Below are 13945 nucleotides of genomic sequence, written 5' to 3'. Positions count from 1 at the left end.
ATCTGTCGATACGGCCCACTACTGTCCGGTTGGCATCCGTGTTCGAAATCTCTCTCCCTGCGGACGCCAGGGCGGTCGTCCTGCTGGGACTGGGGCTTCTGACCGGGGTGAAGTCCACCCGGCAGAGGGATCCCTCGTAGGTCGCCGCACATAAAAAAACTCCCGCGGTCTTGCGAACGCGGGAGCAAGGTGCGAGAGAGGCGAAGCCTCTCTGGAGGAGATCGTTACGGCCTGCACTGTGATGGATCGGCAGGGCGGCTACCGGGATATGCAGCACGATTCATGCCGTAAATGACGGCTGCGTCACACTTTCAAGGCCATTCTGCAGGGCGCTTGTTGCGGCCCGATGTCAGGCGGCCGTCGCGGTCCGCGGCTGCAGGGTGCCGGCGTGGGCCTTGACCTGTTCCAGTACGCGGACGCAGGTGGCCAGTTCGTCGGGGTCGATCACGCCATAGAGATCGCGGCGCAGGATGCGCAGCTGCTCCTCGATGTCGGCGCAGGCGTCCTTGGAACGGTCCGTCAGCACGACATGGTAGGCGCGGCGGTCGTTGGGGCAGGACACGCGTTGCAGCCAGCCGTCTGCACTGAGACGATCCAGCATGCGCACCAGGGTGGGCGATTCGATCCCCAGTTCCGCCGCCAGGGCGGACTGTGTCAGGGGCTTCTGCGCGCGATGCAGGGCCAGGATCGGCTGCCAGCGGGCCTGCGACAGGCCGATCGGCTCCAGGCGGGCATCCAGCAACCCGCGGACCAGCCAGAATACATCGCGCAGCAAAGGCCCCATCTTCTCATCGGGTTTCATGATTTCCTCCAGCCACCATACATTCATTATTGCATGCTAATCATTAGCACGCTAGTATAATCGTCATCACGCAAATCATTGCAGCCGCTATATCGTAAGCCTCCGGAGGGCTTCCGGCGCTGTGACCCGTGCATAGGGAGATTTCCATGTCCAAGTCTGCGATGCGCCACACCTTGTTTCCGCTGCTGCTGCTGGCGGCGCTCACGGCCTGTTCCAAGAAGCCGGAAGACGCCGGTCCCAAGCCTGCGGCGGTGGGCGTGGTGAAGGTATTTGCCCAGCCTGCGACGGTCACCGCTGAGTACGTCGCCAAGGTGGAAGCCTCCAGCACCGTGGAAATCCGCTCGCGCGTCGGCGGCCTGCTGGAGCAGCAGGCGGCGGTGGAAGGCCAGCGGGTGAAGCGTGGGCAGGTGTTGTTCCTGGTCGACTCGCAGCCCTTCATCGCGGCGCTGGCGCAGGCCAAGGCAGCGCTGGCGCAGGCCGAGGCGGGCCTCGAGCAGTCCAGCCGCGACCTCGCTCGCGTGCGGCCGCTGTCGGAGATCGACGCGGTGAGCCAGCAGGAGCTGGATTCGGTGGTGGCGCGCAACAGCGCCAACGTCGCCTCGGTGGAGGCCGCCCGCGCGGCGGTGAAGACCTCGCAGCTCAACCTCGACTACACCAGCATCACTTCGCCGATCGACGGCGTGATGGGCCGCACGCAGATTCGCGTCGGCGGCCTGATCAGCGCCAGCACCTCGCTGCTCACCACGGTCTACGCGGCCGATCCGATGTACGTGAACTTCAGCATCAGCGAACGCCGCATGATCGAGCTGCAGCGTCGCCTGCAGCTGCACTCGGGCGACCCGGTGCGCACCGACGGCGTGTTCTCGATCGTGCTGGCCGACGGCTCGAAGTACCCGCAGCCGGGCAAGCTGAACTTCGTCGACGCCGCCGTCGACCAGACCACCGGCACGCTGCCGATCCGCCTGGAAGTTCCCAACCCCGATCGGCAGCTGCTGCCCGGCATGTTCGCGCGCGTGGTGGTGGTGTCCGAGCAGCTGCCGCAGGCGCTGCTGGTGCCGCAGCGCGCGGTGCAGGAACTGCAGGGCCGTACTTCGCTGTGGATCGTCGGCGCCGACAACAAGGCCGAGGCGCGTGACGTGACCATGGGTGCGCGCATCGGCAGCGACTGGCTGGTGACCGCGGGCCTCAAGGCCGGCGAGACCGTGGCGGTGGACGGCACGCAGAAGCTCAAGCCGGGCGCGCCGCTGGCACCGCAGCCGCTGGATGCTCCGCCTGCCGCCGCACCGGCTACGGCAGCGGCGCCGGCCACCGGGGCCAAGCCGTGATCAATTTCTTCATCGACCGTCCGATCTTCGCGACGGTGCTGTCGATCATCATCACGATCGCCGGTGCCATCGCCCTGACGCAGCTGCCGATCGCGCGCTATCCGCAGATCACGCCGCCGTCGATCGTCATCTCCACCTCCTTCCCGGGTGCGGATGCCACGACCGTGGAGCAGTCCGTGGCGGCACCAATCGAGCAGCAGGTGAACGGCGTGCCGCACATGCTCTACATGAGCTCCAAGAGCGGCAACGACGGCTCCTACAGTCTCAATGTGACCTTCGACATCGGCACCGACCAGGACATCGCCGCGGTCGAGGTGCAGAACAAGGTGGCCATCGCGCAGCGCCAGCTGCCGCAGGAAGTGGTGCGCCAGGGCGTCACCGTGACCAAGCGCCAGCCGCAGATCCTGCTGCTGGTGGCGGTGCGCGCCACCGATCCCAAGTACGACTACCTGTTCCTCAGCAACTACGCCACGCTCAACGTCTACGACGCGCTGGCGCGCGTGCCCGGCGTCGGCCAGGTGGTGGTGCTGGGCGGCCGCGACTACGGCATGCGCATCTGGCTGGACCCGGAGAAGATGGCGCGCCTGGGCGTGACCACGCAGGACATCTCCAAGGTGCTCAACGAGCAGAACGTGGTGGCGCCCGCGGGTACGGTGGGTGCCGAGCCGGCGCCGCCGGGCCAGCAGAAGCAGTACGCGGTCAGCGTGCGCGGCCGCCTCAGCAACCCCCCGGACTACGAGGACGTGGTGGTGCGTGCGCGCAACGACGGTTCCATCGTGCAGCTCAAGGACGTTGCCCGCATCGAGCTGGCGGCCACCGACTACACGCGTTCCAGCCGCCTCAACGGCGAGCCGGTGGCGAACATCGGCATCTACCAGCTGCCCGACGCCAACGCGCTCGATGTCGCCAAGGGCGTGCGCAAGACCATGGACGAGCTGTCGCACAGCTTCCCGGAAGGCATCGAGTATTCGATTCCCTTCGACACCACGCTGTTCGTGTCGGAGTCGGTGCACGAGGTGCAGGAGACGCTGATCATCGCCGCGGTGCTGGTGCTGCTGGTGGTGTTCCTGTTCCTGGAAAGCTGGCGCGCCACGCTGATCCCGATGCTGGCGGTGCCGGTGTCGATCATCGGTGCCTTCAGCGCCTTCGTCGCCATGGGTTTCTCGATCAACACGCTGACGCTGTTCGCGCTGGTGCTGGCGATCGGCCTGGTGGTGGACGACGCCATCGTCGTGGTCGAGGCGGTGATGGAGAAGATGGACTCGCATGGCCTGTCGGCCAGGGAGGCGACGCGGGAAGCGATGCGCGACGTGTCCGGCCCGGTGATCGCGATCGCCCTGGTGCTGACCGCGGTGTTCGTGCCGGTGTCGTTCCTGCCGGGCCTTACCGGCCAGTTCTACCGCCAGTTCGCGCTGACGCTGTCGGTGTCGGTGCTGATCTCGGCGCTGGTGGCGCTGACCTTCACGCCGGCGCTGTGCGCACTGCTGCTCAAGCCCAGCGCCGAATCGCACTGGGGCGGGCCGCTGGGCCGCTTCTTCGGTGCCTTCAACCGCATGTTCGAGCGCGCCACGCACCGCTATACCCTGACCGTGCGCAGCGCGATCCGCCGCAGCGCGGTGAGCCTGCTGGTATTCGCTGCGCTGCTGGTGGCGGCGGGCTTCCTGGTCGCCAAGCGTCCGGGCGGCTTCCTGCCGGACGAGGACCAGGGCTATCTCATCACCGCGATCACGCTGCCGCCGGCGGCGTCACTGCAGCGCACCGACGAGGTGATCAAGCAGTACCGCGAGATCACCGCGCAGATTCCGGCGATCCAGAACACGGTGGCGATCAGCGGCTTCAGCCTGCTGGCCGGCATCACGCAGTCCTCCGCGGCGACCGTGTTCCTGGCGCTGAAGCCCTGGCATGAACGCGGCGCGGGCGAGAGCGCCAAGGATATCCTCGGGCGACTGATGCAGGAGACCGGGGCGATCCGCGACGCGAACTTCCTGGTGCTGAACCCGCCGTCGATCCCCGGCATTGGCCAGGCCGGCGGCTTCGAGTTCATCCTGGAGGACCGCAGCGGCGGCAGCATGGAGCGCTTCGTCGGCGTGATGAAGGACTTCCTCGAGCGCGCCAACCAGCGGCCCGACCTGCAGCGCGTGTTCACCCAGTTCAATCCGAATACGCCGCAGGTGGAGTACGTCGTGGACCGCGAGCAGGCCAAGACCCTCGGCGTGCCGCTGTCCGACATTTTCGGTTCGCTGCAGACCTTCCTCGGCGGCAGCTACATCAACGACTTCAACCTGTTCGGTCGCACCTACCGCGTCACCGCGCAGGCCGAGGGCCTGGCGCGTGCCACGCCGGAGGCCGTCAACCATCTCTACGTGCGCACCGACCAGGGCGCGATGGTACCGCTGTCCACCGTGGTGCAGATCCGCGGCAAGTCGGGGCCGGACTACATCGAGCGCTTCAACGTGTTCCGCGCGGTGACGATCCAGGGCTCGGCGGCGCCGGGCTACAGCTCGGGTGACGCGATCAAGGCGATGGAGGAACTGGCGGCGGACCTGCCGGCGGGCTACAGCTTCGAGTGGAGCGGCGCCACCTACCAGGAGAAGAAGTCCAGCGGCCAGGCGCCGTACATCTTCGCCGCGGCGATGATCTTCGTGTTCCTGGTGCTGGCAGCGCAGTACGAAAGCTGGATCGTGCCTTTCGCGGTGCTGCTGGGCATTCCCTTCGCAGTGCTCGGTGCCTTCGCGGCGCTGGCCTGGCGCGGCATGTCCAACGACATCTACGCGCAGATCGGCCTGGTGATGCTGATCGGCCTGGCGGCGAAGAACGCGATCCTGATCGTGGAGTTCGCCAAGCTGGCGCATGAGCGCGGCATGCCATTGGTGGAAGCGGCGGTGGAGGGTGCGCGCCTGCGCCTGCGCCCGATCCTGATGACCTCGTTCGCCTTCATCCTCGGTGCCGTGCCGCTGGCCATCGCCACCGGCGCCGGTGCCGGCGCGCGCCTGGTGCTGGGCACCGTGGTGGTGTTCGGCATGCTCGCCGCGACCCTGATCGGCATCTTCATGGTGCCGCTGTTCTACGTGCTGCTGCAGGGCCTGGCGGAACGCTTCGGCCGGCAAAAGCCGCCCGCGCCACCCAGCGGCGGGCATGAAGGAGAGACGGCATGAAGACCGTGTCCCGTTTGAGTGCCATGGCCATCGGCTTGCTGCTGTCGGCCTGCGCACTGGGCCCTGATTACCAGCGCCCGGCGATCGATGCTCCCGAGCGCGTCCGCGGCGATACCGCTCAGGGTGCGTCCTACGGCGATCTCGGCTGGCGGGAGATCTACCGGGACCCGGCCCTGAGCGCGCTGCTGCGCCAGGCACTGGAACGCAACCTGGACCTGCGCATGGCCGCAGCCCGCGTCGAGCAGGCGCGTGCCTCCGCCGGCGTCAGCCGGCTGGCGCAACTGCCGCAGATCGATGCCTCCGGCGCCGCGTCGCGGCGCAAGCTGTCGGAGTCCTCGGTGTCGCCGGGTGCTGAGCGCCTGGGCGAGCAGGGCTCGGCCGGCGTCGCGCTGTCCTGGGAGCTGGATCTCTGGGGCCGGCTGCGCCGTCTCAACGAATCCGCCCGTGCCGACCTGCTGGCCAGCGAGTACGCGCAGCGCGGTGTCTCCAACAGCCTGGTGGCGGATGTCGCCACGGCCTACTTCAGCCTGCAGTCCTTCGACCGCCGGCTCGACATCACGCGGCGCACCATCACCACGCGCGTGGACTTCCTCAAGCTGACCCGCGCGCAGTACGAGCGCGGCGTCATCAGCGGCCTGGACGTGGCCAGCGCCGAGGCGCAGCTGGCCGTCGCGCAGGCCAACTTGCCGGCGCTGGAGCGCAGCGTCGCGCAGACCGAGAACCTGCTGTCGCTGCTGCTCGGCGGCAATCCGGCCGGCATCCCGCGCAGCGTCTCCGACACCAGCGCGCCGCCGATGCCGGCAACCCCGGCGGGACTGCCGTCCGCGCTGCTGGAACGGCGCCCGGACATCCTGCAGTCGGAGCAGGCGCTGGTGGCCGCCAATGCCCGCATCGGTGCGGCCAAGGCGGCGCTGTTCCCGACGCTGTCGCTGACCGGCAGCCTTGGCGTGCTCAGCGGCGATGTCTCGAATCTGTTCAGCTCGGGCGCCGAGAACTGGTCGGCCGGCGTGGGCCTGCTGCAGCCGCTGCTCAACGCCGATCGCAATCTCTACCAAGTGGACCTGGCGAATGCGCGCAAGCGCGAGGCCCTGCTCGGCTACGAGAAGACCGTGCGCAACGCCTTCCGCGAAGTGGCCGACAGCCTGGTATCGCGCGAGAAGTCGCAGGAGGCATTGGCGGCGCAGCAGCTCCAGGTGGATGCGCTGCGCCGTGCCGTGGACATTTCCAAGGCGCGCTACAAGTCGGGTTACTCGTCCTACTTCGACGTGATCAGCGCCGACCGCGACCTGTTCAATGCCGAGCTGTCGCATGACGCGGCGCGGCTGGATGCGCAGCTGTCGCTGGTGCAGCTGTACCGGGCTTTGGGCGGAGGCTGGCAGACGCAAGGGCAGGGCGGCGACAATACCGGGCAATAGCCCAAGTACGAAGCCATGAACGCCACGTCACTTCCGCCGGCCCAGGACCTGGGTCACGGCATTGTCTGCATCGACACCCTCCAGGAACGTCCCGGGCTGGCCTGCTGTTACCTGGTCGGGCGTGACGGCGAGTACGCCTTCGTCGAGGCCGGCACCGCCCATGGCATGCCGCGCCTGCTGGCCCTGCTGGAAGCGCGCGGCATCGCGCGCGAGCAGGTCCGTTACGTCATCCCCACGCACGTGCACCTGGACCATGCCGGCGGTGCCGGCGTGCTGATGCGCGAGTTGCCGGCGGCCCAGCTGGTGGCGCATCCGCGCGGCGCGCGCCACCTGATCGACCCCTCGAAACTGATTGCCGGCGCCGAAGGGGTGTACGGCAAGGCGGCGGTGGCCGAGATGTACGGCGAGATCGCCGCGGTCCCCGAGGAGCGGGTGATCGTGGCCGGCGACGACCACCGCCTGCCGCTGGGTGCCGGCGAGCTGCGTTTCATCGACTCCCCGGGCCATGCGCGGCACCACTTCAGCATCTGGGACGAAACCAGCCACGGCTTCTTCACCGGCGACACCTTCGGCCTGTCCTATCGCGAGTTCGACGGCCCCGGCGGCCCTTACCTGTTCCCGACCACCACACCGGTGCAGTTCGAGCCGGAGGCCTGGTTCGGCACGCTGGACCGCTACCTGTCCTTCGACCCGCAGCGCATGTACCTGACGCATTTCAGCGTGGTGGAGAACGTGCAGAAGCTGGCCGCCGACCTGCGCGCGGGCCTGCAGCGCTACGTCGCGCTGGCGACGCCGCTGCGTGGTTCGGAGCAACGCCACCAGGCGCTGCTGCAGGCACTCAACCAGGATGCGCTGGCGGCACTGAAGCAGCTTGGCAGCACGATGCCCGAGGCCAGGGTTCGCGAACTGCTGGCCTTCGATATCGAGCTGAATGCGCAGGGGCTCGAGGTCTGGCTGGACCGGCCGGCCTGAAGTTTCTTATGTGGGAGCGACGCGAGTCGCGATCTTTTCCCCCTCTAAAGATCGCGACTTGCGTCGCTCCCACAACAGACACCTTATCTGGCGTAAGCTCAGCCCATCCCAGGGAGCTTGACCATGACGACACTGACGCCGGTGGCCGAGGGCATCTGGTGCCGTAGCGCACCGCAGAATTTCTTCGGGTTCCACGTCGGCACGCGCATGACCGTGGTGCGCCTCACCAGCGGCGGCCTGCTGCTGCATTCGCCGGTCTCGATCACCCCGGAGCTGCGCGCCGCGATCGACGAGCTGGGGCCGGTGCGGCACATCGTCTGCCCGAACCTGTTTCATCACCTCTACGCCGGCGAAGCCCTCGCGGCCTGGCCGCAGGCCGTGCTGCACGGACCGGAGAAACTGCAGCGCAAGCGCGGTGATCTGAAGTTCGGCGCGACGCTGACCGAGCGGCCGCATCCGGACTGGGGCGGGGATTTCGAGCTGGTGACGATCGAGGGCTGCCTGCTGGGCGAAACCGCCTTCTACCATCGGCCGACGCGCTCGCTGATCGCCTGCGACCTGGTCGAGAACTTCGCGCACAGCGACCACCTGCCGACGCGCTGGTACCTGCGGCTCGGCGGCATCCTCGGCGAGGTCGGCTGGCACCGCATGCTGCGGCTGGTCTACGTCAACCGCCGCAAGGCCCGGGCGAGTTTCGACCGCATCCTGCAGTGGCCCTTCGAGCGCCTGGTGCTGGCGCATGGCGACGTCCTTGAGGACGACGCGCGAGAGAAGCTGCGCAAGGCGATGAACTGGCTGTAGCAGTCCGTCAGCTCTGAAACGACAAGGCCCGCAATGCGGGCCTTGTCGTTTCAGAGTGGCTTCAGCGCCGTCCCGGCCTGCTTGGCCGGATGCTGACCTCGCCGCGGCAGCGGTCGCCGACGTCCCGGCCGCATGCGCGGAAGCCGAAGTCCTGGTCCAGGCAGATGCGGACCTCGCTGAGCCAGCGGCTCTTGCAGCTCAGGGCGATGCCGTCGGACTGCAGGCCAGGGTTGGCCTGCATGAAACGCCGCTCGATTTCCGCCACGTTGCTGACGATGGGCTTGTCCGGCGCGGCGTAAGCATCGGGGATCACGATGCGCCGCCGCGCACGCTCGGTCTGCAGGAAGTACTCCTGCACGTCGAGCCCGCTGCAGGCACCGTGCTTGCGCCACTCGTGCTCGATCAGCCGCTCGCTGGGCATCAGCGGCAGCATGCGTTCCACCAGCCGGCCCGGTACGGCCTTGGTGCGGCCGCAGTCGCGCGGGAAGCCGATTTCATACTGCGGCCACAGGCCATGCACCACGAACTGGTAGGCCCGTTCGCACTGCGTGTCGCCGTTGCTGCTGCTGGAGGCGCAGTACTCCGGCGACCAGGACAGGGCCAGGATCCAGTAGTCGAACGGGGCGGCCGCCTTTGCGGGCGGCGCCTCCGCGCGGCAGGACGCGGCCGCTGCCAGTCCGAGGACCAGCAGCAGCCTGGCCAGCATCCTCATCCTCAGCCTGCCTTCTGGCCGGCCAGGAACAGCCAGGTCTCCACCACGGTATCCGGGTTGAGCGACATGGACTCGATCTTCTGGTCGAGCAGCCACTTGGCCAGTTCCGGGTGGTCCGAAGGCCCCTGGCCGCAGATGCCGATGTACTTGCCCTGCTTGCGGCAGGCGGTGATCGCCATGCTCAGCATCGCCTTGACCGCCTCGTTGCGCTCGTCGAACAGATGGGCGATCAGGCCGGAGTCGCGGTCCAGGCCCAGGGTCAGCTGGGTCATGTCGTTGGAGCCGATCGAGAAGCCGTCGAAGTACTCGAGGAACTGCTCGGCCAGCACGGCGTTGCTGGGCAGCTCGCACATCATGATCAGCTGCAGGCCGTTCTTGCCGCGCTCCAGGCCATTGGCGGCCAGGATCTCGACGACCTGGCGGGCCTCGTCGGTGGTGCGCACGAAGGGCACCATGATCTTGATGTTGGTCAGGCCCATTTCGTCGCGTACGTACTTCAGCGCCTGGCATTCCATCTCGAAGCAGGAACGGAAGCTCTGGCTGATGTAGCGCGAGGCGCCGCGGAAACCCAGCATCGGGTTCTCTTCATGCGGCTCGTAGCGGCGGCCGCCGACGAGATTGGCGTACTCGTTGGACTTGAAGTCCGACAGGCGCACGATCACCGGCTCCGGCGCGAAGGCGGCGGCGATGGTGGCGATGCCTTCGGACAGGCGCTTGACGAAGTAGTCCACCGGCTTGCCGTAGGGCGCGATCATCGGGTCGATGATGCGGCGCACTTCCGGCGCCTGGCTTTCCAGCTCCAGCAGGGCCTGCGGGTGGATGCCGATCTGGCGGTTGATGATGAATTCGAGACGGGCGAGGCCCACACCCTTGTGCGGCAGCGAGGCGAAGTCGAAGGCCTGCTCCGGCGTGCCGACGTTCATCATGATCTTGACCGGGATGTCCGGCATCTTGTCGAGCGCGATCTCATCGACCGCGAAGTCGATGTGGCCGGCGTAGACGTTGCCGGTGTCGCCCTCGGCGCAGGACACGGTCACTTCCATGCCGTCCTTGAGCTTGTCGGTGGCGTCGCCGCAACCGACCACGGCGGGGATACCCAGCTCGCGCGCGATGATCGCGGCGTGGCAGGTGCGGCCGCCGCGGTTGGTCACGATGGCGCTGGCGCGCTTCATGATCGGCTCCCAGTCGGGATCGGTCATGTCGGTGACCAGCACGTCGCCGTTCTGCACGCGGGTCATCTCGGCGATGGAGGTCAGGATGCGGACCTTGCCGGCGCCGATCTTCTGGCCGATGGCGCGGCCGGTGGTGAGCAGTTCGCCCTTGCCCTTGAGCTTGTAGCGGCGCAGCGTGTTGGCGGAGGTGCGCGACTGCACGGTCTCCGGGCGCGCCTGCAGGATGTAGAGCTGGCCGTCGATGCCGTCCTTGCCCCACTCGATGTCCATCGGGCGGCCGTAGTGGTCCTCGATGATCAGCGCCTGCTTCGCCAGCGCCTCGATCTCGGCGTCGTTGAGGCTGAAGCGGTTGCGCTCTTCGCTGGAGACCGGCGTGAACTCCACCGTGCGGCCCAGCTTGCGGTCGGCCGAATAGACCATCTTCTTGGCCTTCTCGCCGAGGCCGCGCTTGAGCACCGACGGCCGGCCGGCGCGCAGGTTGGGCTTGTAGGCGTAGAACTCGTCGGGGTTGACGGCGCCCTGGACCACGGCTTCGCCGAGGCCGTAGGAGGAGGTGATGAACACCGCCTCGCGGAAGCCGGACTCGGTGTCCATGGTGAACATCACGCCCGAGGCGCCCTTGTCGGAGCGCACCATGCGCTGCACGCCGGCGGACAGCGCCACGGCGGCATGCTCGAAGTTGTGGTGCACGCGGTAGGCGATGGCGCGGTCGTTGAACAGGGAGGCGAAGACCTCCTTGATCGCGTGCAGGACGTTGTCGATGCCCTGGACGTTGAGGAAGGTCTCCTGCTGGCCGGCGAAGGAGGCGTCCGGCAGGTCCTCGGCGGTGGCGGAGGAGCGCACGGCCACGGAGATCTCGGCGGTGGACTCGGCCAGCAGCTTGCCGTAGGCCTCGCGGATCTCGGTTTCCAGGGCGGCCGGGAAGGGTGCCTTGATGCAGGCCTCGCGGATCAGCTTGCCGACCCGGGCCAGCTCGACCACGTCATCCACGTCCAGCTGGGTCAGCATGTCGTTGATGCGGGCGGCCAGGCCCTCGTGGGACAGGAACTCGCGGTAGGCGGAGGCCGTGGTGGCGAAGCCGTTCGGCACCTTGACGCCGCTGGCGGCCAGGTTGCGGATCATCTCGCCGAGGGAGGCGTTCTTGCCGCCGACGATTTCGACGTCGTGCATGCCGAGTTCGGAGTACCAGAGGACGTTTTGGCTCACGTTCTTTACCTGTTGCAAGCTTAGGGGCGTGCGAAAGCCGCACGTTATGGTTTATAAGTGGCAGAACCACACAAACTATTGAAACTCAACACAATGACGCCGCTGCGCCATGTCTTCTTCGTATCCGACGGCACCGGCATCACCGCCGAGACCCTGGGACATACCCTGCTGACCCAGTTCGAGGCCGTGGAATTCAAGACCACCACGCTGCCGTTCGTGAACAACCCGGACAAGGCGCGCAGCACGCTCGAGTTCATCAACTTCGTCGCCAAGGACGGCGGCTTGAGGCCGCTGATCTTCAGCACCACCGTCAACGACGAGGTGCGCGCTATTTTACGCACCGCCGAGGCGCTTTTCCTGGATTTGTTCGATCTGATGATCCATACCATCGAACTGGAGCTCGGCGTGGCGTCCACCCACGCCCAGGGCCGGGCTCATGGCATGGCCAACCAGCAGAAGTACAACTCGCGCATTTCGGCCATGAATTACGCCATGGAGCACGACGACGGCCAGTCCACCCGCGACCTGCCCCGGGCCGACGTGATCCTGATCGCCCCCTCGCGCTGCGGAAAAACCCCCACCAGCCTCTACCTGGCCCTGCAGCACGGTCTGTTCGCCACCAATTTCCCGCTCACCGAGGACGACCTGGAGCAGCAGAAGCTGCCCAACAGCCTGCGCGGGCTGGAAAGCAAGTGCTTCGGCCTGACCTCGGAGCCGGAGCGCCTGTCGCAGATCCGCAGCGAGCGCCGCCCCGGTTCCAAGTACGCCTCCCTGGCCCAGTGCGCCTACGAGCTGCGCCAGGCCGAACAGCTCTACCGCCGCACCCAGGTGCCGTTCCTGAACTCCGCCAACATGTCGATCGAGGAGATCGCCACCATGGTGATGCAGGAGAAGAACCTGCGTAAGCCGACGTTCTAGCGCTGGGAAAAACCGCTCTACCGGCCGCCATTGTCATCTGACGGTCATCCGGCTGACATACTCTTTCCGGGCCAGGAAGTCCTGCCCAAGCCCCTGTTTTCCGAAAGAGAATTCACCATGAGCCGCCTGATCGACCCGGCCTTCGGCCCGCTGTCGCGCCGAGATTTCCTGCGCACCGCCTTCTGGTCGGCCAGCGCCGCCGGTACCCTGGGCCTGGCGGCCTGCGGCGACAGCGACGGCGGCAATGGCGGCGGTGGAATCGGCAAGAGCCGCTTTGCCGGCATCGGCCCGCTGCAGGCTCCCGACGAAAACGGCCTGCGCCTGCCGGCCGGCTTCACTTCCCGCGTGGTCGCGGTGTCCGGACAGCTGGTCCCCGGCACGCTGAACTTCTGGCATACCTTCCCCGACGGCGGCGCCACGTTCCCCACGGCCGACGGCGGCTGGGTCTATACCTCGAACTCCGAGGTACCCCTGATCGGCGGCGTCGGCGCGGTGAAGTTCGACCGCAGCGGCGAAATCACCGGTTCCTACCGCATCCTGCGCGGCACCAGCAGCAACTGCGCCGGCGGCAAGACGCCCTGGGGCACCTGGCTGTCCTGCGAGGAGACCGACAGCGGCCAGGTTCACGAATGCGACCCCCAGCTGGCCGGCAACGGCACGGCGCGGCCGATCCTGGGCATCTTCAAGCACGAAGCGGTAGCGGTGGACCCGCAGCAGCGCCAGCTGTTCCTGACCGAGGACACCGGTGCGGGTCGCTTCTACCGCGTGACCCCCACCGCGGCCGACTGGCCGGCCGGCGCGGCGCGCCCGGCCTTGCAGGCCGGCAAGCTGCAGGTGCTGCGGTTCTCCGAGCTGCCGGCCAATCAGTATCCGCCCGAAGGCTTCGACCTGAGCCGCCCCCGCACCGTGACCTGGGAAGACGTGGTCGATCCCGGCCAGGCCCAGGCCGGTGTGCGCGACCGCCTCGGCGATGCGGCCCCGGGCAGCATCTTCAAGGGCGGCGAGGGCCTGTGGTACTTCGACGGCCTGGTGTACTTCTCCAGCAAGGGTGACAACCGCATCTGGTGCCACGACACCCGCGCCCAGACCCTGGAAGTGGTCTACGACTTCGACAAGGCCAGCGGCAGCGACAAGATCCTCAGCGGCGTCGACAACCTCACGGTCAGCGAATTCGGCGACGTGCTGGTGGCCGAGGACGGCGGCGACATGCAGGTCTGCGTGATCCTGCCGGACCGTCGCGTGCTGCCGCTGCTGCAGGTCACCAACGCCGCCGGCGAGCCCGACACCAGCTCCGAAATTACCGGGCCGGCGTTCTCGCCCGACGGCAGCCGCCTGTACTTCAGCGCCCAGCGCAGCGGCCGCGTGGGCCGTGGCGGCAGCGGCATCACCTTCGAGGTGACGCTGCCGTTCTCCGCCTGTCCCTCCGGCACCTGCCCGTAAACAACTCATAGCATCCAGGGAGCAGCA

The 13945-nt window shown here is 67.5% G+C and carries 10 protein-coding genes; 7 read left to right on the top strand and 3 right to left on the bottom strand.

The genetic code is table 11. From position 1 onward, the window contains the following. Positions 1–349 precede the first annotated feature (349 nt). Positions 350–802, bottom strand: coding sequence for a MarR family winged helix-turn-helix transcriptional regulator (locus tag D0B54_RS12985; protein WP_162932393.1), 453 nt, complete (start codon positions 800–802; stop codon positions 350–352). A 146-nt stretch (positions 803–948) separates the two neighbouring features. On the opposite strand from D0B54_RS12985, the gene D0B54_RS12980 reads away from it, so the two are divergent. From D0B54_RS12980 to D0B54_RS12960, 5 genes are all read left to right on the top strand, one after another. After that, complete coding sequence (locus D0B54_RS12980) at positions 949–2127, top strand: efflux RND transporter periplasmic adaptor subunit (protein WP_117291741.1); 1179 nt, start codon at positions 949–951, stop codon at positions 2125–2127. Continuing rightward, complete coding sequence (locus tag D0B54_RS12975) at positions 2124–5282, top strand: efflux RND transporter permease subunit (protein ID WP_117291740.1); 3159 nt, start codon at positions 2124–2126, stop codon at positions 5280–5282. The genes D0B54_RS12980 and D0B54_RS12975 overlap by 4 nt, the downstream gene beginning before the upstream one ends. Continuing rightward, positions 5279–6697 carry an efflux transporter outer membrane subunit gene (locus tag D0B54_RS12970; protein ID WP_117291739.1) on the top strand — a complete coding sequence of 473 codons (1419 nt, stop codon included), beginning with the start codon at positions 5279–5281 and terminating at the stop codon, positions 6695–6697. Before D0B54_RS12975 ends, D0B54_RS12970 begins: the two co-directional genes overlap by 4 nt. A gap of 15 nt (positions 6698–6712) precedes the next feature. Beyond that, a complete protein-coding gene (locus tag D0B54_RS12965; RefSeq protein ID WP_117291738.1) occupies positions 6713–7669 on the top strand; it encodes an MBL fold metallo-hydrolase in 957 nt (318 codons plus the stop codon). A gap of 123 nt (positions 7670–7792) precedes the next feature. Further along, positions 7793–8470, top strand: a complete 678-nt coding sequence (locus D0B54_RS12960; protein WP_117291737.1) for a DUF4336 domain-containing protein — start codon at positions 7793–7795, stop codon at positions 8468–8470. Between the two features lie 61 nt (positions 8471–8531). On the opposite strand, the gene D0B54_RS12955 is transcribed toward D0B54_RS12960, so the two are convergent. Continuing rightward, complete coding sequence (locus tag D0B54_RS12955; protein WP_162932392.1) at positions 8532–9176, bottom strand: ribonuclease T2 family protein; 645 nt, start codon at positions 9174–9176, stop codon at positions 8532–8534. An 8-nt stretch (positions 9177–9184) separates the two neighbouring features. Further along, complete coding sequence (ppsA, locus tag D0B54_RS12950; protein WP_441347438.1) at positions 9185–11524, bottom strand: phosphoenolpyruvate synthase; 2340 nt, start codon at positions 11522–11524, stop codon at positions 9185–9187. Between the two features lie 114 nt (positions 11525–11638). On the opposite strand from ppsA, the gene ppsR reads away from it, so the two are divergent. Together ppsR and D0B54_RS12940 are read left to right on the top strand one after the other, a co-directional pair. Continuing rightward, the gene (gene ppsR, locus D0B54_RS12945; RefSeq protein WP_240433421.1) at positions 11639–12478 is read left to right on the top strand and encodes a posphoenolpyruvate synthetase regulatory kinase/phosphorylase PpsR; all 840 of its coding nucleotides are present in this window, start codon (positions 11639–11641) and stop codon (positions 12476–12478) included. Positions 12479–12595: 117 nt separating this feature from the next. Then, positions 12596–13918 carry an alkaline phosphatase PhoX gene (locus tag D0B54_RS12940; protein ID WP_117291733.1) on the top strand — a complete coding sequence of 441 codons (1323 nt, stop codon included), beginning with the start codon at positions 12596–12598 and terminating at the stop codon, positions 13916–13918. Positions 13919–13945: the final 27 nt, after the last annotated feature.

This window comes from Solimonas sp. K1W22B-7, assembly GCF_003428335.1.
Lineage (GTDB): Bacteria > Pseudomonadota > Gammaproteobacteria > Nevskiales > Nevskiaceae > Solimonas_A.
Note: the sequence above shows the minus strand (reverse complement) of the source record. Positions and strands in the feature narration are given on the sequence as shown.

Coding starts and splice junctions, on each gene's coding strand:
- D0B54_RS12955 (WP_162932392.1), bottom strand. CDS start 9,176: ATGCTGGCCAGGCTGCTGCTGGTCCTCGGACTGGCAGCGGCCGCGTCC.
- D0B54_RS12965 (WP_117291738.1), top strand. CDS start 6,713: ATGAACGCCACGTCACTTCCGCCGGCCCAGGACCTGGGTCACGGCATT.
- D0B54_RS12980 (WP_117291741.1), top strand. CDS start 949: ATGTCCAAGTCTGCGATGCGCCACACCTTGTTTCCGCTGCTGCTGCTG.
- D0B54_RS12985 (WP_162932393.1), bottom strand. CDS start 802: ATGAAACCCGATGAGAAGATGGGGCCTTTGCTGCGCGATGTATTCTGG.
- ppsA (WP_441347438.1), bottom strand. CDS start 11,524: ATGCACGACGTCGAAATCGTCGGCGGCAAGAACGCCTCCCTCGGCGAG.
- D0B54_RS12970 (WP_117291739.1), top strand. CDS start 5,279: ATGAAGACCGTGTCCCGTTTGAGTGCCATGGCCATCGGCTTGCTGCTG.
- D0B54_RS12960 (WP_117291737.1), top strand. CDS start 7,793: ATGACGACACTGACGCCGGTGGCCGAGGGCATCTGGTGCCGTAGCGCA.
- D0B54_RS12940 (WP_117291733.1), top strand. CDS start 12,596: ATGAGCCGCCTGATCGACCCGGCCTTCGGCCCGCTGTCGCGCCGAGAT.